The sequence below is a fragment of the Brevibacterium sp. K11IcPPYGO002 genome (assembly GCF_050920635.1).
Lineage (GTDB): Bacteria > Actinomycetota > Actinomycetes > Actinomycetales > Brevibacteriaceae > Brevibacterium.
Genome location: NZ_CP131929.1, coordinates 1598801 through 1617449, shown reverse-complemented (window position 1 = coordinate 1617449; position 18649 = coordinate 1598801). Strand labels below are relative to the sequence as shown.

17 protein-coding genes are annotated in these 18649 nt (G+C 66.2%); 7 read left to right on the top strand and 10 right to left on the bottom strand.

Going from position 1 to position 18649, the window contains the following annotated elements; translation table 11 throughout:
- Positions 1-16: 16 nt before the first annotated feature.
- The 6 genes from QYM46_RS07275 to mtrA form a co-directional block, all read right to left on the bottom strand.
- The gene (locus QYM46_RS07275) at positions 17-1258 is read right to left on the bottom strand and encodes a winged helix-turn-helix domain-containing protein (RefSeq protein WP_432791392.1); all 1242 of its coding nucleotides are present in this window, start codon (positions 1256-1258) and stop codon (positions 17-19) included.
- An 87-nt stretch (positions 1259-1345) separates the two neighbouring features.
- A complete protein-coding gene (gene hpf, locus QYM46_RS07270; protein WP_432791391.1) occupies positions 1346-2008 on the bottom strand; it encodes a ribosome hibernation-promoting factor, HPF/YfiA family in 663 nt (220 codons plus the stop codon).
- A gap of 66 nt (positions 2009-2074) precedes the next feature.
- The gene (locus tag QYM46_RS07265) at positions 2075-2797 is read right to left on the bottom strand and encodes a ComF family protein (RefSeq protein ID WP_169251926.1); all 723 of its coding nucleotides are present in this window, start codon (positions 2795-2797) and stop codon (positions 2075-2077) included.
- An 85-nt stretch (positions 2798-2882) separates the two neighbouring features.
- Positions 2883-4607 carry an LpqB family beta-propeller domain-containing protein gene (locus tag QYM46_RS07260; protein ID WP_432791390.1) on the bottom strand — a complete coding sequence of 575 codons (1725 nt, stop codon included), beginning with the start codon at positions 4605-4607 and terminating at the stop codon, positions 2883-2885.
- Positions 4604-6484, bottom strand: a complete 1881-nt coding sequence (mtrB, locus tag QYM46_RS07255) for an MtrAB system histidine kinase MtrB (protein ID WP_169251924.1) — start codon at positions 6482-6484, stop codon at positions 4604-4606. Before mtrB ends, QYM46_RS07260 begins: the two co-directional genes overlap by 4 nt.
- Positions 6481-7161, bottom strand: coding sequence for an MtrAB system response regulator MtrA (mtrA, locus tag QYM46_RS07250; protein WP_025777175.1), 681 nt, complete (start codon positions 7159-7161; stop codon positions 6481-6483). The genes mtrB and mtrA overlap by 4 nt, the downstream gene beginning before the upstream one ends.
- Positions 7162-7420: 259 nt before the next feature.
- Between mtrA and QYM46_RS07245 the strand changes: the two genes are divergently transcribed.
- From QYM46_RS07245 to QYM46_RS07225, 5 genes are read left to right on the top strand one after another with little or no spacing between them, the layout of a single operon-like run.
- Entirely contained in the window at positions 7421-8470 is a 1050-nt protein-coding gene (locus tag QYM46_RS07245; RefSeq protein ID WP_432791389.1) for a hypothetical protein, read from the top strand.
- Positions 8467-9156 (top strand): DUF4129 domain-containing protein, encoded by a 690-nt coding sequence (locus QYM46_RS07240; RefSeq protein WP_432791388.1) that lies wholly within the window; start codon positions 8467-8469, stop codon positions 9154-9156. The genes QYM46_RS07245 and QYM46_RS07240 overlap by 4 nt, the downstream gene beginning before the upstream one ends.
- A complete protein-coding gene (locus QYM46_RS07235; RefSeq protein WP_432791387.1) occupies positions 9153-10412 on the top strand; it encodes a DUF4350 domain-containing protein in 1260 nt (419 codons plus the stop codon). Before QYM46_RS07240 ends, QYM46_RS07235 begins: the two co-directional genes overlap by 4 nt.
- Positions 10409-11494 (top strand): AAA family ATPase, encoded by a 1086-nt coding sequence (locus QYM46_RS07230; protein WP_432791386.1) that lies wholly within the window; start codon positions 10409-10411, stop codon positions 11492-11494. The genes QYM46_RS07235 and QYM46_RS07230 overlap by 4 nt, the downstream gene beginning before the upstream one ends.
- Positions 11495-12781, top strand: coding sequence for a DUF58 domain-containing protein (locus QYM46_RS07225; RefSeq protein ID WP_169251919.1), 1287 nt, complete (start codon positions 11495-11497; stop codon positions 12779-12781). It begins immediately after the preceding gene.
- 41 nt (positions 12782-12822) lie between these two features.
- Here the strand turns inward: QYM46_RS07225 and QYM46_RS07220 are convergent, their stop codons facing one another.
- A complete protein-coding gene (locus QYM46_RS07220) occupies positions 12823-13821 on the bottom strand; it encodes a stage II sporulation protein M (RefSeq protein ID WP_432791385.1) in 999 nt (332 codons plus the stop codon).
- A gap of 113 nt (positions 13822-13934) precedes the next feature.
- Between QYM46_RS07220 and QYM46_RS07215 the strand changes: the two genes are divergently transcribed.
- Complete coding sequence (locus QYM46_RS07215) at positions 13935-14771, top strand: RDD family protein (RefSeq protein WP_432791384.1); 837 nt, start codon at positions 13935-13937, stop codon at positions 14769-14771.
- On the opposite strand, the gene ahcY is transcribed toward QYM46_RS07215, so the two are convergent.
- The 3 genes from ahcY to QYM46_RS07200 all read right to left on the bottom strand — a co-directional run bounded on the left by ahcY (position 14765) and on the right by QYM46_RS07200 (position 18116).
- Positions 14765-16225: an adenosylhomocysteinase gene (ahcY, locus tag QYM46_RS07210; RefSeq protein WP_432791383.1), complete on the bottom strand. Its 1461-nt coding sequence runs from the start codon at positions 16223-16225 to the stop codon at positions 14765-14767. The genes QYM46_RS07215 and ahcY overlap by 7 nt on opposite strands.
- A gap of 95 nt (positions 16226-16320) precedes the next feature.
- Positions 16321-17805 (bottom strand): phosphomannomutase/phosphoglucomutase, encoded by a 1485-nt coding sequence (gene manB / locus QYM46_RS07205; RefSeq protein ID WP_432791382.1) that lies wholly within the window; start codon positions 17803-17805, stop codon positions 16321-16323.
- Positions 17802-18116, bottom strand: a complete 315-nt coding sequence (locus QYM46_RS07200; RefSeq protein ID WP_240812098.1) for a DUF3499 family protein — start codon at positions 18114-18116, stop codon at positions 17802-17804. Before QYM46_RS07200 ends, manB begins: the two co-directional genes overlap by 4 nt.
- Before the next feature lie 130 nt (positions 18117-18246).
- On the opposite strand from QYM46_RS07200, the gene QYM46_RS07195 reads away from it, so the two are divergent.
- Positions 18247-18609, top strand: a complete 363-nt coding sequence (locus tag QYM46_RS07195) for a hypothetical protein (protein WP_169251914.1) — start codon at positions 18247-18249, stop codon at positions 18607-18609.
- The last annotated feature ends 40 nt before the right edge of the window (positions 18610-18649 follow it).

The window sequence follows — 18649 nt, the reverse complement described above, 5'->3', positions numbered from 1 at the left end:
AACGACTGTATAGCCCCTAGCTTAATGGCAGGTGAGTACCTTCGAGGTCCACGGCGGTCAGGCCCAGCCATGTGGCCATCGTCGTGAGCTCGTCAGCGAGCTCCGCGGTGTGCTCCTCCCCCGGCTCCCATGTCACCTGGTGAGCACGCAGTATTCCCGCGGCGCCATCCCGGTGCAGGTCGACTCGCCCGACGAGCCGATCGCCGAGGAGGAACGGAGTGACGTAGTAGCCGTGGACCCGTTTGGCCGCTGGTGTGTAGATCTCGATGCGGTAGTGGAAGTCGAAGAGCCATTCGATGCGCGGCCGGTAGAAGACCAAGGGGTCGAACGGTGCCAGCAGGGCGCGGGCGTTCACGGTGCGCGGGGTCCGAGCCTCGTGCCATTTCAGGGCCGGGACGCCTTCGACGTCGACTTCGCGCAGCTCACCTGAGTCGATGAGCTCACTGATGGCGGCGTCGGTCGGTGCGCGCCGCTGCCGAAAGTAGTCGGCGATGTCCTCGGGGCGGGAGATCCCCAGAGCACGTGCCGCGATGCGGGTGAGTTCGACGACATTGTTCTCTGCCCCGGAGATTCCGCGTGGAAGCGGCGCATTCGGGTCCAGTCCCAGCGAAGGTTCATCCGGGGGCCCATAGGCCAGAGGCAGCTGCGGCAGCTCGGGTGAGACGTCGCGGGCCAGGGCATAGATGCGTTCGAAGTGGTCATTGCGTCCGGCGGCGCTGATGATGCCTCCGGCGAACAGCGCTTCGAGGGCGACTTTCACCTGGCTGGGATTCCAACCCCAATGGCCGCGGTGGATCTCCGGCAGATCATGGTCGACCACCTCGGCGACTTCCCGGGCCGTCATCGGCCGGGCGGACAGGGCGGTGAGGACGCCGACTTGGAGGTTCCGGAATTCTTCGCCGGTCTCCGGGTGGCGCTGTCCGAAGTCGTTGCGCCACCATTCGCTGTGCGCGCGGGCGAAATGCTTCCACGTCTGCGGGGGCACGAAGGCCGCGGCATGGGCCCAGTACTCGACGCCCATGCGCGGCGAAGTGTAGAAGAGCCGGTCCAGGGTCTCCCGCGGGTAGGGACCCAGGCGGGAGTAGTACGGCAGATAGTGGGATCGGACGACTCGGGCGACGGAGTCGATCTGAGTCAGCCCCATGGTGGCGAAGACATTCTTGAGGTGTCGGGCGGTGACCTTGGCCGGTCGCGGCCGGTCCAGTCCTGTCGCCGCGATCGCCGTCCTGCGGGCCGCGGCCCGTGTCATCCTCTGCATACCCCCACGCTATACCCCAATTACTACCTGACGGCGGCCCAGCAACCTTGCGCGAGGTTGCTGGGCCGCCGTCAGGTAGTAATTGGGTCAGTCGATGGCTTCTTCGAGTTCGTGGTCGAGGGCGATGACTCCGTAGCTCCAGCCCTTGCGGCGGTAGACGACGGAGGGTTTGCTCGACTCCTCGTCGATGAACAGATAGAAGTCGTGTCCGACGAGCTCCATCCGGTTCAGCGCCTCCTCGATGCCGATCGGTGAGGCGGTGAAGGACTTCTCACGCAGCACGACCGGCGAATCGCCTTCGGCCTTGATTCGGCCGTTCGTCTGATCGACGCCGCGGTCCTCATCACGCTTAGCCTTATCGGCGTCCGCATCGGGAATCATCGGCTCGGCCACCGGCATCTTCGCCAGCACCTCGGCAGTGGATTCCTTACGGTGATGACCCGACCGCGGCACCTTGTGCCGGTCCCTCGCTCGCCGCAGACGTTCGACGAGCTTCGCCCATGCCAGATCGAGTGCCGCATACTTGTCGCTTGCCATGGCCTCTGCCCGAATTGCCGGTCCCTTCGCCACAACCGTGAGTTCGACCCGCTCGCTCGTCTCGGGCTGGCGGGAGTTCTTTTCGTGAGTGACATGCACTTCGACACGCTGAGCGCGAGGGGCAAGCTGTTCGACCTTGGCGATCTTGTCCTCGATGTGGGCTCGAAAGCTGTCGGAGATGGTCAGTTGACGGCCGTTGACAACAATGTCCATGATGTGTCCTTAGCGACTCGCTCGTCGGATTCATCCGATCCCATGCCCTTGGATGGGTAAACACCGTTATACAGTAAAGGGAGAGACAAATCGAGTGCCCCCGCGACCGAGACCGAGAACAGCTCCTGCAGCGGGTCTGATCTGCACCGATGCTAGCAGACGTGCGCTTTCTGCCAAGGTTGCGCCGGTGGTGGAGAAGTCATCGATGAGCAGATCCGCAGACGCGGATCCGGCACCCGATACGCAACGTGTCTCCGAGAGCTCGGCGAGTCTCCTGCGGTCGAGATACTGCGTCCGCTCCGCATTCCGAGCCCGTTCGATCGCCCCGAGTCCGACCTGGTCGCGCGAACGCTTCGCCGCGAGCACGTCGTGGACTTCCAGAGGCAGCTCCGGTGACAGTTCCTTGGCCCGATTCGCCAGAGCCGCGGTATGCGATCCGCCCCGACGACGTCTGGCCCGATCCGAACTCGGTGCCGGGAAGAGTCGGATCGCACCACCCGCATAGCCGATGAGATCGAGGGCAGCGACAATCGACCGAGTCAATGCCAGGGCCAAGGGATCGAGGATGTCCCGACGTCCCTCGTCCTTGTACCCGACGACCATCTTCGAGATCTGCGAGTTGTATTCGCAGACCCCGACGATCGGGATCGTGCCGTAGCGCGGTTCCATCGCCCGTGGGATCCCACCGAGCAGCTGCAGGCAGCGGGTGCACAGCGAGACGTTCTCCCGCCCGCATCCGGCGCACCGGCGAGGCAGGAGCAGTTCGCCGACCTCCCCGAGCAGCCCCATGGGAGCAATCTACTCCATACCCGGCCCCACATGGCGGCTGCCTGCTGCCCTCCGTGCCACCTCCACCACCGCACTGCCCCTCGGGTCAGCCGGGGTACGAGGGATCCTTGGCGGTGACGTCGACGAGCTTCTGCCACGCGTTCGAGTTGTAGCTGTACAGCGCACCGTCGGAACCGGTGACGAGGATCGAGCGTCCGTCCGCTCCGCCGGCGATACGGCTTCCGCCGGACACCTCGCCGAGCTGTTCTGCAGGCCCGGTGACTCCGATGCGGAACGGCTGCGCAGCATCTCCCTCCTCTGCGGCCAGAGCCACGAGATTCGTCGATCCTGCCCAGGAGACGTCCTTGACCTCGTCGAAGTTCGCGCCCACTTCGATCGGTGTCTCGGAGACATGGCCGGCTGGATTGCCCGCCTTGTCCCTGGGCACACCGACCACGTCGACACGGTCCGGCTCCCCCTTGTGCCGACTGAGCAGAGCGACACGGGTTCCGTCGCGTGAGACCTCGATATCGACAAGCCGTCGTCCGTTGAGGAAATCGGCGGCCACGGTGAATGACTCGCCGTCTCGACCGACGGCTTTGAGCTCGCCCTTGTTCTCTGCCTCGCCCGTCCACGTCGTATTGAAGCGATCGATGCTGGGGCGCACGAGCTTCTTGCCCTTGAGGATCGGGGTGGCATCGACGGCATCGGATTTCAACCGCATGAGCTGCTTGCCGTCATCGGCCAGATACACATAGAGCGAGTCGTCCAATGACACCGCAGGATCGCTGGCCTTCGCCTTCCTTAGATCCGGACTGTTCTCGACCTTGGCGACGGTCGTTCCCGAGACTCGGGAGAGGTGGTCATCGGCGAGAACCACGGGTGGCCCGTCCACCTGGACCGAGGTGTCGGTCTTCGGCTGCAGGCTGGCCGGAATCGTCTGTCCGCCGATGCTCAGCTCGATGGCCGAGATCGAGGGTATGACCTGCAGAGTGGTGGCGATCTGCTGCCGGATCAGCCCCTTCTCGCGGTCGGACGGAGCCGGATTCTGTGCTCCCAAGGACACATGGGCAACACCGTTCTCGATCGTGACCACATTCGAGTCGCCGAGCTTCGCCCCATCGGGGATCGCGGTGATCACCGCTCCCGAGAGGTAGGGCGCAGGACCGCTGAGCAGCTCGTTCATCAGCACAGTCGGAGTCGAGGAGGACCGGAGGAACCAACGGGAGTCAGGAACGAGATACGAATAGTCGGAGGTGAAGAACTGCAGCGAATAGTTGAGGAAGATCGTGCGGAAGTCGGTCTGGCTGATGAGCAGCCCGTCCGGCGCCGAGGATATCCTCCACTCCCCGTTCTCCTGCCGCAGCGAGAACTCCAGGGTGGAACGAGTGCCCGGTTCGGTCGAGTTGTACACCCCGGAGGAATCGACGAGGCCGACGACCGGAGGCGAGATGCTCATCGACTTCTGATCAGAGGTGGTCCCGACGTTCAAGGAATCGAGATCCGTGCCGTTGGGCAGCACCGACACCGATTCCTGCGGACTCCATTTCTGTGCCTCGCTTTCGGTGAGGAATGACCGGGCCACGGAGAAGTTGTTGCCGGCACCCGCTCCGGCCCGGAGGAAGCCGCGCACGATGTCCGATGGGCTGTCGCCGGGTTCGGGACCGTCGGGGATCCGCGCATTGTTCGCACCTGCATCACCCGAGTCGTCTTCGATATGGCCGACGGGTGATGAGGTCGGGATCGACGAGCAGCCGACGAGAGCCACGGCCGTGAGGACGGAGACCAGCATGGTCTTCACCCGGGAGCTCCTGGGCGTCGAGCGGATCATGAGCGTCCTCCTCTGCTGTCGTTCACGCTGTCGCCGTCCGGGTCCGGTTCGATGATGTCCGGGGACTGGTCGCCCGCCTCGGCGGTGTCCGGCTCGCCGATTCGCTCGGTCTCCTGAGGCGATGCGGACTGCGAGGCCGCGGCGGCGGGGGTGTCCTGATCGACGTCGAGCATCTCCGGCTCGGTTTCGACGACGATGGGGATCGATCCGGTCTGGATGCGGACGGATCCGTCCGAGGACAGAGGTCCCGCCACGAGTGCGGAACCGCGGATCTGCGCATCGCGAGGCGGCAGGGGCAGCGGCGAGGAGGTGATCTCCTGGTCGGGGCGACGCGGGATCGTCAGCCGGAAGCACGACCCCTCGCCCGGTTTGCCCCAGACCTGCAGCCAGCCGTTGTGCAGGTGGGCGTCCTCGAGTGAGATCGCCAGCCCCAGACCCGACCCGCCGAGGGTGCGCTTGCGTGCCGGATCGGCACGCCAGAACCGGTCGAAGACGTGTTCGACCTGTTCTTCGTTCATGCCGACTCCGTGGTCGCGCACGCTCACGGCCACCGCCTCGGCGTTGGAGGCGACATAGACGTCGACGGGGTTGTTCTCACCGTGTTCGATGGCGTTGACGACGAGGTTGCGCACGATCCTGGTGATGCGCACCCGATCGACCTCGGCCATGACCGGCGACGACGGTGCGTGGACGACGATGGCCGTCGCCATCTGTTCGGCCACCATCGACACGGTCTCGATCACGGAGGTCACGATCGCGCCGATATCGACGGGTTTGGGCACGAGGGCCGCGGCGCCGGCATCGTAGCGGGAGATCTCCAGCAGATCGGAGAGCAGGTTGTCGAAGCGTTCGGCCTGCGAGTTCAGCAGTTCCGCACTGCGTGCGGTGACAGGGTCGAGGTCGTCGCGGGAATCATAGATGAGGTCCGCGGCGGCACGGATCGTCGTCAGCGGTGTCCGCAGCTCATGGGAGACGTCGGAGACGAACTGCCGCTGCAGCACCGACAGCCGCTCCATCTGCTCGATCTGGTGCTGCAGGGTGTCGGCCATATCGTTGAAGCTCTCACCGAGGACGGCGATCTCGTCATTGCCGTGCACGGGCATGCGTTCGTCCAGGTCGCCATCCGCAATGAGCCTGGCCACCTCGGCGCCGGTGCGCACCGGGGTGACGACCAGCCGAGTGACGATCCAGGCGACGGCACCGACGAGGACGACGAGGACGAGGGCAGCGACGAACATCGACCGCTGCACGAAGTTGAGCGTGTCCTGCTGTTCACTGAGATCGCCGAGGTAGTACAGCTGGAACTGGCCGGCCCCCGGAATCTGCAGCTCCTGCGAGATGAGCAGCCCCGGCCCCGTGCCGTCGGGCAGGCTCACCGACTGGTAGAGCTTGTCATCATCCGGAGCTTTGCGGATGGCCTCGCGCAGCTCATCGGAGATGGGCACCTGCGGTGACTCTCCGTCTTCGTTCGCCCCACCGGCCGTGATCGTCGAGAACGAGGAATTCGGATCCTTCGGCTGCAGGGTCAGCGAATACACGGACCCCGCCGAACGGTTGTAGATCGATGACAGCTGCGAGCTCAGCGTGTCCTGAGTGATCGCCTGACCGTCGACCGGTGCCAGTGAGCGCAGCTCGGCCAGGATCGACCGTGTCTGTGAGGACAGGGAATCCAGGCGGGTGTCGAAGAGGCCGCGGGCGATCTGCTGGGACATATAGGTGCCGACACCGAAGATCGCCACCGAAGTGAGCACGATGGTGAGCACGACGATGCGGACCTGCAGGGAGTGGCTGAACGATCGGAGGATGAAATTCCAGAACGTCTTCAGTGCCGAGGCCGCGGTGCGGACGGGTCCGTCCGCGACCGACTCGGAAGTCACGCGGCTCGGCCGGCCTTATAGCCGACGCCGCGGACGGTGACGATGATGTCCGGCTTCTCCGGATCGCGCTCGATCTTCGACCGCAGGCGCTGCACATGGACATTGACCAGCCGGGTGTCGGCGGCGTGACGGTAGCCCCACACCTCTTCCAGCAGGGTCTCGCGGGAGAACACCTGCCACGGCTTGCGGGCCAGGGCGACGAGGAGGTCGAATTCGAGAGGAGTCAGCGACACCGGCGATCCGCCCTTGGTCACCGTGTGACCGGCGACGTCGACGACGACATCGCCGACGGTCAGCAGCTCGGGAGCCTGCGGCTCTGAGATCCGCAGGCGAGCCCGGACGCGGGCGATGAGCTCCTTGGGCTTGAACGGCTTCGGCACATAGTCATCGGCGCCGGATTCGAGGCCGAGGACGACGTCGACGGTGTCGGACTTCGCCGTGAGCATGATGATCGGCACCGATGAGACCTCGCGGATCTCCCGGCAGACTTCGAGTCCGTCCTTGCCGGGCAGCATCAGGTCGAGGAGCACGAGGTCCGGATTGACCTTCTGGAACTCTTCGAAGGCCTGGTCTCCGGTGGCACAGAAGAAGGGCTCGAAGCCTTCGCTTTTGAGCACAATTCCGATCATCTCGGCCAAAGCCGTGTCATCATCAACTACGAGGATTCGAGCGTTCATGCTCCCATTGTCCCTTATGTTCGCGTGTTCTTCGGTTCTCGACACTCCTAGCCTATCGGGCGTTGTCGACGACCTCATGCACCGCGTCCGATGACAGCGGCCGCCGATGCTTCGGCCGCGGCCCCGAACAGGGCCCGGCAGGGACCCGATCAGGGACCCGACAGACTTCCGAGAGCACGGATCTGCGCGGTCGACGCGCACCGATCGGGACAGGGAGACCTCTCGGCGCTCTCCGGTGAATCATGGCAGGATTGGTGTGATGGGACAGACGAATGCATGGACCTCGGAGGTCGACTGGCGCACCGGCCGGTGGCAGCGTCGTTCGCCGTCCCCGCCCTCTCGCGGCTGGCAGCCGCCTCCACCGCGCGGGCTCCTGCCCAAACGCCCGCTGACCTTCATCGAGGCCCTGGATTCCGGCTTCCGCCTGCTGCGTTTCATCCCGACTCTGTCCGTCGGCTCCTCCCTCATCGTCTTCACCCTCTGGAGCCTGCTGCTCACCGCGATCGGCGCCGTCATCGCCGTGCAGTTCCTTCCGTTCTTCACCGACCTCAGCGGCAATGACGAAGCCGTCTCCGGCTTCATCGCCGTGGCCCAATTGGGGTCGGTGGCGGTGAGTCTGCTCAGCCTCGGATTGGCCCACCTGCTCTCCGGACTCATCGCCACGGGCACCCGTGCCTCCTTCGGCGCCCGCCGAACCACCTTGTCGACGGCATGGAAGTCCCTCTCCGGTCGCCGCTGGCGCCTCGTCCTGGCCACTCTGCTCATGAGCGGAATCAATCTCGGCCTGCTGCTGGCCCTCACCGCTCCGACTCTGCTGTTCGCAAGCGCCGATTCGGCGATCCTCGCCTTCGTCTGGGCCGCCCTGGCCGCACTGCTGTGGTTCGTCGCGCTCATCTGGATCAACCTGCGGCTGGCATTCCTCGGTTCGGCGATCGCGGTGGAGAATCTGAGCGTCCGCGCCGGACTCCGACGCTCGTGGAGGCTGACCGGGCGCGGCTTCTGGAGGATGCTCGGCCAACTGGCGCTCGGGTACTTCCTGTCCAATCAGCTCGTCCAGCTCATCATCACCCCGATCGTCTTCATCATCTCGCTGGCTCTGGGCGTCGGGATGTCGACGACCACCGAGTCGACGACGGCGCAGGCGGCCATCGCGATCGTCTCCGTCGGTCTGCTGCTCGGACTCACGCTCGTCTCCTCGGCCGTCCTCTTCGCCTATTTCGCCTGCCTGGTCACGGTCTGCTTCTTCGACCAGCAGATGCGGTCAGAGGGACTCGACCTCGTCCTCATCCGAGAAGAGGAGGACCGATGATCCTCTCCCCCATCGCCGAGGCGAGCATCGACCGGGACACCGGTCGCGAATGGGTCGAGCACGAACTGTCGAAATCCGAATACGCCGCCAACGATCTCACCCCCTTGGAGCAGATCGGCCGGTGGCTTGCCTCCCTGTGGGATTCGCTCGTCGGTGCCGCCCTCGGCGCGAACTCCCCGTGGCTGCTCATCGGCGTCGTCCTCGCACTCGCCGCGATCATCGCCGGAATCGTCTGGCGCGTTCGTCGGGCGGGATTCCGTCGTGTCGGCGTCCCGCTGTCAGCATTCGACCCGGTCGTGTCCCAGCCCGAACCGGGCCCGTGGCGCGAGAGCGCGGCCCGGGCCGCCCGCATCGGGGAGTTCGAGACCGCGGTCATCGATCAATCCCGTGCGATCTTCGCGGTCCTGTCTCTCAAACAGGTCGTCTCGCTCGAGTCCTCTGCCACGGCGAGTGAGATCGCCCGTTCCGCCGAGGCGGCCCTGCCCGACCACGGTCCCGCAGTCCACGGTGTGGCCGAGGTCTTCAACGACCTCCGCTACGGGGAGGCGACCGCGACGCAGTCACGTGCGAACCGCCGCCTCGACGAGGTCTATGCGGAGCTGTGCGCACTCGACCGGAGGCTGAGCGTCCTGCCGATCCGCCACCGCGACCGCCAGGGCGCAGGCCGGCAGGAGGCACCGGCATGAGCGCACAGTTGGACGTCGCCGCCCGTGGCACTCGCTCGACCGTGCGGATCCCGCTGCGTGCTCGTCTGCGTTCGGCTTCGGTGTGGATCGTCGCGGCCTTCGTCATCCTCATCACCGTGATCGCGCTCGTGCTGCTGACCGGTGATGACGAGTCCGAAGAGCCCCTGCACTATGATTCGACGGCGCGCACCGGCACGAAGGCCCTCGTCGAGACCCTGCGCGATCATGATGTCGATGTCACCACCACAGAGGATCAGGAGCAGGCTCGCACGGCCGCCGCCCGCGCCGACACCACCCTGCTCATTCCCACGAACACCGCTGCCCTGTCGCCCGGAGACATCGACGGTCTCCAATACGCCCTGGCCACCCACGGCAACCGGCTCGTCCTCGTCGACCCGGGTCCGACGGTCTCGGAGTTCACCGACCGGATCACCGTCAACGACAACCTCAGCCCGCTGGCGAACCCCGATGCGACATCCCCGGCGGCCTGCGACTCACCGCTGGCCCGCGGCGCCGGTGCCGTGACCACGGGCGAGGTCGAATACGCGGAGGCGAAGAAGGGCACCGACGGGGTCACCGCCTGCTACCCGTTCACCGGGCCCGGGGTCGCTGAGGTCGACGGCGCCGAGGTGGCCCCCGGGTCTGCCCGCGGACAGCTCGTCACCGATACAGGCGGTTCCGTGCCGCTGACCGTGCTCGGCAATCCCGACTGGGTGACCAATGAGAACATCGACGAAGAGGGCAATGCTTCCCTCGTGCTCTCGCAGCTGTCCCAGACGCAGAACCTCGTCGTCTACTATCCGACCTTCGACGGTTCGGGACAGCAGCAGCCCCCTCCGTCGACGATCGATTTCGTGCCCGGCTGGTTCCTCGCCGGAGTCCTGTGGCTGGTCCCCTGCCTGGTCGTCCTGCTGCTCGTCATCGGGCGCCGATTCGGACCGCTGGCCCTCGAGCGCCTGCCGGTCGTCGTGCCCGCTGTCGAGACCGTGCACGGCCGGGCCGCGCTGAGCTCTCGCAGTCACGATCGGGACGGGGCTCTGCACACTCTGCGGACCGGTGCGCTGCTGCGCATCGGCAGACGGCTGAGCCTCGGCCCCGATGCCCGCACCCCCGACGTCATCGCCCGTATCGCAGCCGCCACGGGAGCCGACCCGGGCCGACTCCACCACGTCTTCGTCTCCGCGTCGGCGCACACCGACGCCGAACTCACCGAACTCGTCCATCAGCTCACCCAGATCGAAAGTGAGATCCCATGACCCAGCCGCCCCAGGGCCCCACGACCCCTCAGGAACCGGTCGCCCCACAGCCGCCGGCCGCACCACGGCCCCAGGAGCCGGTCGCGCAGCAGACTCCCGCCGCGGACAGCGCAGCGACTCCGCAGGCGGAGCCGGACCCGGTCCGTGAGGCGTTCACCGGTGTGCGCACCGAGATCGCCAAGGCCGTCGTCGGACAGGACCAAGCAGTCACGGGGATGCTCATCGCGCTGCTGTGCCGAGGGCATGTGCTGCTCGAGGGAGTTCCCGGAGTGGCGAAGACCCTTCTCGTGCGCAGCTTCGCCGCCGCGGTCAGCCTGGACAGCTCGCGTGTGCAGTTCACGCCCGACCTCATGCCCAGCGATGTCACCGGGTCGTTGGTCTACGATGCGTCCGCCTCCGACTTCTCATTCCGGCCCGGCCCGGTGTTCACGAACATCCTCATCGCCGATGAGATCAACCGCACTCCGCCGAAGACCCAATCGGCTCTGCTCGAGGCGATGGAGGAACATCAGGTGTCCGTCGGCGGCCGCTCCCGGAAGCTGCCAGAACCGTTCCTCGTCGCGGCCACACAGAATCCCGTCGAATACGAAGGCACCTATCCGCTCCCGGAGGCCCAGCTCGACCGGTTCCTGTTCAAACTCGTCCTCGACCTTCCCGAGCGGGATCACGAATTCGAGATCCTCGACCGTCATGCCAGAGGCTTCGACGCCGGGTCCCTGACAGCGGCAGGTCTGCGTCCGGTCGCCGATGCCGACCTCATCGCCCGTGCTCGCGACGCGATTGCGAAGATCTACGTCGCCCCGCAGATCATCACCTATATCGTCGATCTCGCCCGAGCCACCCGCCAGACCCCGTCTCTGGCCCTGGGAGTCTCACCTCGTGGAGCGACGAGGATGCTCGGTGCCGCCCGTGCTCATGCGTGGCTGAGCGGCAGGCACTATGTCACCCCCGACGACGTCAAGGCCCTGGCCCATATGTCGCTGTCGCACCGGGTGATTCTGCGCTCCGAAGCGCAGATGGACGGTCTGGACGTCGGTCAGGTCCTCGATTCGATCATCGCCACCACCGAAGTGCCCCGCTGAATGACCACCCGTCTGTTCCTGCTCACTCTCCTCGGCCTCGTCCCCGTCATGTTGGTGCCCACGTGGCCGACGGCATCGATCGTGGCCGGGGTGATCGTCCTGGCCGCGATCCTCGATTTCTTCCTCGTTCCCCGGATCCACGGCTTGGAACTCCAGCGCACCCCGGGACCGATGGTCCGCCTCGGCGATGGCACCCATTGCACTCTGACCCTGATCAACGGAACGAACCGCCGACTGCGTCTCCACGTCCGCGACGCCTGGGCACCGAGCGCCGGCGCCGTTGCGACCCGCTCTCACCATGTGCTCGAACCCGGTGAGCTGGCGGAGGTGACCACCGAGCTGGAGCCGACGAGGCGAGGAGCGCTGCCGGGCGATCTGGTGACGGTGCGCAGCCGCAGTGTGCTCGGGCTGATCCACCGGCAGAAGAGCATCGATGTTCCCGCCTCGGTGCGGGTCCTGCCGCCGTTCGTGTCTCGGCGGGAGCTGCCGTCGAAGACGCAGAAGCTGCGCGAGCTCGAGGGGCGCTCGGCGGTGATGATCCGCGGAATGGGCACCGAATTCGATTCGCTGCGCGACTATGTCGACGGTGACGATGTCCGGTCCATCGATTGGCGGGCCAGTGCACGCGCTCAGGACCTCGTGGTCAAGACCTGGCGACCGGAGAAGGATCGTCGCGTCGTCATCGTCGTCGATTCCTCCCGTTTCGCCGCCCGTCGCTGTGGCGAAGGCACGGTCTTCGACGCCGCTCTCGAGGCATCTCTGCTGCTGACGGCACTGGCCACCGGTGCCGGCGACCGGGTCGATGTCATCGTCGCCGATGCCCGGGTACGTGCAGCCGCATCGAGCCATCGCGCTCACGACCCGGTCCATGACCTGTCGGTCGCTCTGACGCCGGTGCATCCGGAGCTCTACGAGGCGAACTGGGAGTCGATCGCCGCAGCAGTTCTGCAGACGTCCAGGCAGCAGGCGCTCGTCGTGCTGGTCACACAGCTCGACGAAGCGACGGTCGCCGAGGACATCCTGCCCGTGCTGCCGACTCTGACGGCACACCACCGCGTCGTCGTCGCCGGGGTCGACGATCCGGCATTGTCAGCGTTGGCGTCCCAGCGCGGCGATGTCGACGATGTCTACACGGCTGCGGCCGCCGAGGCCGAGATGCTCGCGACGGCGTCGCTGCAGACTCGACTGCGCGGGATCGGCGTCGCTAGCGTCCATGCTCTGCCCGAGAAGCTTCCCGGAGCATTGGCCGACCTCTACATTCGGCTCAAAGTCACCGGCGGGCTGTGACCGGTGCCCCTGTCACCGTCGAGCTGTGACCGTGACGCCGGTCAGCGGTCGGTCGAGATGACCGAGTACCCGGCCTGGTGATCGTCCAGATCAGCACTGAGTCCGGCGGCGGCAGCCCGCTTGCCGAAGTACCAGGCATAGACGACGACCGCGGCGGTGTAGGCCACGCCGATCGCAATCTTGAGCGCCGGCGGAATCGGGTTCGGGGTCACGAACCCTTCGATGAGACCCGAACCGAACAGCAGCAGCACGAGACCTCCGGCGACGACGAGCAGCGACCGGGCCTCGCTGGCAAGCTTGTCACGGCGCAGCCTGGGCCCCGGCACCACCCAGGCGAAGAAGAGACGCAGGCCTGCGGCAGCGGCGAGGATGATGCAGCTTATCTCCGGAACCCCGTGCGGCAGGATGTAGAGGAAGAAGTCGGAGGCTTTGTCGAACTCGAACATCATCGCCCCGGAGAAGCCGACGTTGACCGCATTCGAGAACAGTCCGACGATGACGTAGCCGCCGGTGATGCCCAGGAGAACGAACTGGACGGCGATCCAGGCGTTGTTCGTCCACACGCCGACGGCGAAGAAGCCGTTCGGGTTCTCCTTGTAGTAGTCGACGAAATCGTGTTCGGCGAATTGTCGTCGGAACTCACGATCGCCGAAGGTCTCGAGCACTTCCGGGTGTGTTCCCGCCCAGATGCCCGACACGACGGCGACGGCGAGGAATCCGGCGGCCACGATGACGAAGTCCCAGCGCAGCCGGTACAGCGACAGCGGCAGACTGATGACGAAGAACCGTGACAGCCCCGACAGTCCTCCGCTGGGCACCGACGAGAGATGATTGCGACTGCGGTGGACGATGGCCGAGAGCCGTGCGGCTTCGAGAGAGTCGGGGGCCACCGTCGTGATCCGTGAGAGATCCTTCGACGCGGTCCGGTAGAGCTCAAGGAAACGGGTCGTCTGCTCAGGTGTCAGCGTGTTCTTCTTCGCCAATGCCGACAGTTCCAGCCAGTCATCGCCGTGCAGCTGGGCCAGCAGGTTCGGATCCATCCCTCCAGCCTATCGGAGACGACGCACAGGCACCTCCGACGCCGCGAGAGGCACCCGGCATGCTCTCGGCGAAACGTCCGCCTCGGAACGCGGCGATATGGCACGATGGTCGGGTGAGTACTCTGATCACCGGTGAAGCCGTCGAACTCAATGTCCAGCCGGCCGCTCTGGCGGCTCGGGCATTGAGCGCTCTGATCGACTACATCGTCTATTCGCTGGTGAATATCGGATTGCTCATCGCGATGTTCTGGCTCATGCTCAAGGTGCTCGACCTCAACGGACTGCTTCTCGGCTCGCTCATGACCGTCATGACGATCTTCGTCTTCGTGCTGATGCCGATGCTCGTCGAGGTGCTCAGCCACGGCCGCTCGCTGGGCAAGCTCATCCTCGGGCTGCGGGTCGTCCGTGACGACGGCGGTGCGGTGCGCCTGCGGCATTCCTTCATCCGCGCCCTGCTGTGGCCGTTCGAGATCGTCTCCTCAGGCGGTGGCATCGCAGCCCTGTCCGGGCTCCTCTCACCGCAGGCCAAACGCCTCGGCGACTATCTGGCCGGAACCATCGCCGTCAGCGAACGCAGCCGACCTCTGCCGCCCATGCACACTCACGTGGCTCCGCATCTGCACGACTGGCTGGGCCGCACCGATGTGACGACGATCCCCGACGGCCTGCATCGGCGCATCGTCCAATTCCTCGCCATGGCGCCCCAGCTCGGAGCGGAATCGCGGTGGCAGCGAGCGATCGAGCTCGCGACCGAGCTCAATGCCTATGTTGCTCCGGCCCCGCCGGAGGGAACGTTTCCCGAACAGTTCCTGTCCGCGGTCATCCACCGCCGTCGCATTGCAGAAGTCGAGAAGCAGCGCCGACGTACGGATCGCGCGAATGCGTTCCGGTCCCGAGTCGACACGCTCCCCTACGGTCTCAGCCTCACCCGCCGCCGGTCCGGTCAGTAGCGGTAGTGCTCGGGTTTGAACGGTCCCGCCACGTCCACACCGATGTATTCGGCCTGTTCCTTGCTCAGTTCGGACAGCTTCGCCCCGAGAGCCGGCAGGTGGAGACGCGCCACCTTCTCGTCGAGTTCCTTCGCCAACCGGTGCACCGTGTTGCCGTAGTCGTCGTGGGCGTTCCACAGTTCGATCTGGGCGAGCACCTGATTGCTGAACGAGGCACTCATCACGAATGACGGATGGCCGGTGGCGTTGCCCAGGTTGAGCAGCCGTCCTTCGGAGAGGACGAGGAAGTCCGTGCGGTCACGGTCGAGTCCCGCCTCGGCGGGCACGGGTACGCTCCACTCGTGGACCTGGGGTTTGATCTCGATCTTCGTCACTCCGGGCAGACGGGACAGCCCGGCCAGATCGATCTCCTCATCGAAGTGGCCGACGTTGCCGACGATGGCACCGGGCTTGAGCGTCTGCAGCACCTCGACATCGAGGACCCGAGTGTTCCCCGTCGTGGTGATGATGATGTCGGCCTGGGGAGCCGCCTCGGCGAGGAGGTCGACCTGATATCCGTCCATCGTCGCCTGCAGCGCACAGATCGGGTCGATCTCGGTGACGATGACGCGCGCACCCTGCCCGCGCAGAGCCTCGGCGGCGCCCTTGCCGACGTCGCCGTAGCCGATGACGACGGCGATCTTTCCTCCGATGAGGACGTCGGTGGCGCGGTTGAGTCCGTCGGGCAGCGAATGGCGGATGCCGTAGCGATTGTCGAACTTCGACTTCGTCACCGAGTCGTTGACGTTGATGGCCGGGAACGGCAGTCCGCCCTGTTCGGCGAGGCGGTAGAGGCGGTTGACACCGGTCGTCGTCTCCTCGCTCACCCCCTTGATCCCGGCAGCCAGGCGGGCGAACCGGCCGGGAGTCGCCTCGATGGACGTGGCGATCTGCTTGAGCAGGACTGCGAATTCCTCCGAGTCCTCGGCTCCGGCGGTGGGCACTCCCCCGGCGGCTTCGAATTCCGTGCCCTTGAGCACGTACATGGTGGCGTCGCCGCCGTCGTCGAGGATGAGGTTGGGACCGTCTGCGAAGTCGAAGATCTTGTCCGCAGCCCACCAGTACTCTTCGAGGGTCTCGCCCTTCCACGCGAAGACCGGGACACCGGCCGGGGCGTCGGGAGTGCCGGAGCCGACGACGACGGCCGCCGCGGCTTCGTCCTGGGTGGAGAAGATATTGCAGCTGGCCCACCTGACGTCTGCGCCGAGGGCGACGAGGGTCTCGATGAGCACCGCGGTCTGCACGGTCATGTGCAGGCTGCCGGCGATGCGCGCCCCGGCCAGCGGCACCGTCGATGCGTACTCCTCACGCAGCGCCATGAGGCCCGGCATCTCCCTTTCGGCGAGGCGGATCTGGTGCCGGCCGGCCTCGGCCAGGCTGAGATCGGCGACCTTGAAGTCAGTGGAATCGAGCACGGTACCTCCATACGGCGGGCTGTCGGATCGGCTACGAGTCTATTGCCGGGTGGCCGGCTTGTCGCGTCGTGCCCGATCTGCGGACAGCACCGGCTTCAGGCGCGAGCGGTGACGAAGTCCGAGACCTGGCGGGTGAGTGCGTCGACCTGCGCCGGATCGGCGGCTTCGACATTGAGTCGGACGAGAGGTTCGGTGTTGGACTTGCGCAGGTTCACCCACCAGTCCGACCCCTGCAGACCGATTCCGTCGAGGTCATCGACGGTGCTGTCGGGGAAATCTCCGGCATGGGCGACGAAGTCGGCGAGCACGGCATCGGGATCGGAGACGGTGAAGTTGATCTCACCGGACTGTACGAACCTGTCGTAGTCGGCGACCAGACGAGAGGCGGGAGCCTGTGACCCGGCGAGGGCGGCGATGAGATGGCAGGCGGCGAGCATTCCCGAGTCCGCGCCGAAGAATTCGTCGAAATAGAAATGTGCGGAGTGTTCGCAGGCGAAGACGGCTCCGGTTTCGCGCATGAGCGTCTTGATGCCCGAATGACCGACCTTCGACCTCAGTGCATGGCCGCCGGCGGCTGTGATCGTCGCGGCCACACTGCGGGAGGTGATGAGGTTGTGGATGACGGTCGGGCGGTCATTCCCGAGCGCTCGGGCCCGGGCGATCTCCCGTTCGGCGACGAGTGCGCCGACGGCTGAGGCCGACATCGTCGCCCCGGTCTCGTCGATGAAGAAACAGCGGTCGGCGTCCCCGTCGAAGACGAGGCCCAGGTCGGCTCCGTTGTCGACGACGGCGCGTGCGGCGTCGACGAGGTTCTCGGGTTTGAGCGGGTTCGCCTCGTGGTTGGGGAAGGTCCCGTCGAGTTCGGTGAAGAGGCCGATGACGTCGAAGGGCACCGAGGCGGCTCCCGCGTCCGTGCCGAAGACCTCCCCGAGGAGGCGCCCGGCCATGCCGTTTCCGGCGTCGAGCACGATCGACAGTCCCGTGACCTCGTCGACGTGGGTGAGTTCGCGGATCCGGTCCGCGTACTGCTCCCGCATCCGGGATGCTGCGTTCTCATCGTCGGCGATGGTCCGGCCGTCGCTCTGCGGTGCGGTGATCGCAAGTTCCCTGACTCTCGAGAGTCCGGAGGCCAGGCTGACGCCGGCGGCGCTGGGTCCGCAGATTTTGATCCCGTTGTAGTCGGCGGGATTGTGGCTGGCGGTGATCATGGCGCCGGGCAGGTCGAAGATGCCGGAGGCGAAGTAGAGCTGATCGGTCGAGCACAATCCCAGCAGGACGGCTCTCGATCCGGCCGCGTCGACTCCGGCGGCGAAGGACTGGGCGAATCCGGGAGAGCTCGGTCGCATATCGTGACCGATGACCACCTCGGTGGCGGTGTGGATCTCTGCCATGGCGCGGGCCGTCGCCCAACCGAGGGCGAACAGGATGTCCTCGTCGAGCTGATCGGGAATCCGACCGCGGATGTCATAGGCACCGACGGCGGCGTCGAGCGCGACCGTCCGGGCCCGACCGAGTTCGGAGTCCGTCGGGATCTGCCGTGCGGGATCGGTACCGGACGAGCTCGGTTCGGGATGGTTCATGAGTCGCCGATGATGCGCAGGTGACCGTGTCGGCGTCCTGCGGCCGCCGGGTCGTCGGCCAGGGTCGGCGCGGTCCTGGGCGGGGTCCGATCGGCACCGTCGGCGGCTTCACGGACGGCGTCGGCGATGGCCAGCAGGTCATCGTGGCTGCGTTCGGGCGGGGCCTGCCCGGAGTCGATGCGGATGAGCTGCCAATCCACGGGTGGGGTCAGCTTCGCCGCATGTTCGGCGCACAGGTCATGAGCGCCCGGCTCGGCTCGCCTGCCCAGAGGTCCGATGACGACGGTCGCATCGGCGTGCACGTACGTCATGGTGGCGGCGGCGGGGCGCGAACAGCTGACTTTTGAACACATTCTCACGGCTGACACAGTCCCACACTCTACACGCCGCGACCCGCCGATTCGCTCAGGCACGGCGGCCCCGCACGTAGAATGAGATGCTATGAGACCACGGCGACATCGCGACCGACATGGGCGGGGACTGCGGTCTCCGCTGCACCGGGCCGAGGTGCCCGCGCGGCAGAGTCGGGCGGAGAGTTTCGCCGCGGTCGCAGCCGCCGAGTTCGCCCGGATGCGCAGACGCGAACCCGCTCTCCTCGCCGAGGTGGTGCTGGCCGTCGATTCCGTCCCGCCGGCGAGTTCGACCGAACCGAGCTTCGGTCGCGTCTTCCCGCCGGCCGGGGACCGACCCACCCATATCGTCCTCTATCGGCGAGTGATCGAAGACCATGCCGGCAGCGAGGCCCGCGATGCGCTCATCGCCGAGGTGGTGGCCGACCAGATCGATATCCTCCGTCGCACCTGAGACTGCTCGGTGGGCTTCCTCAGCGCACCGAGCGGGCCCG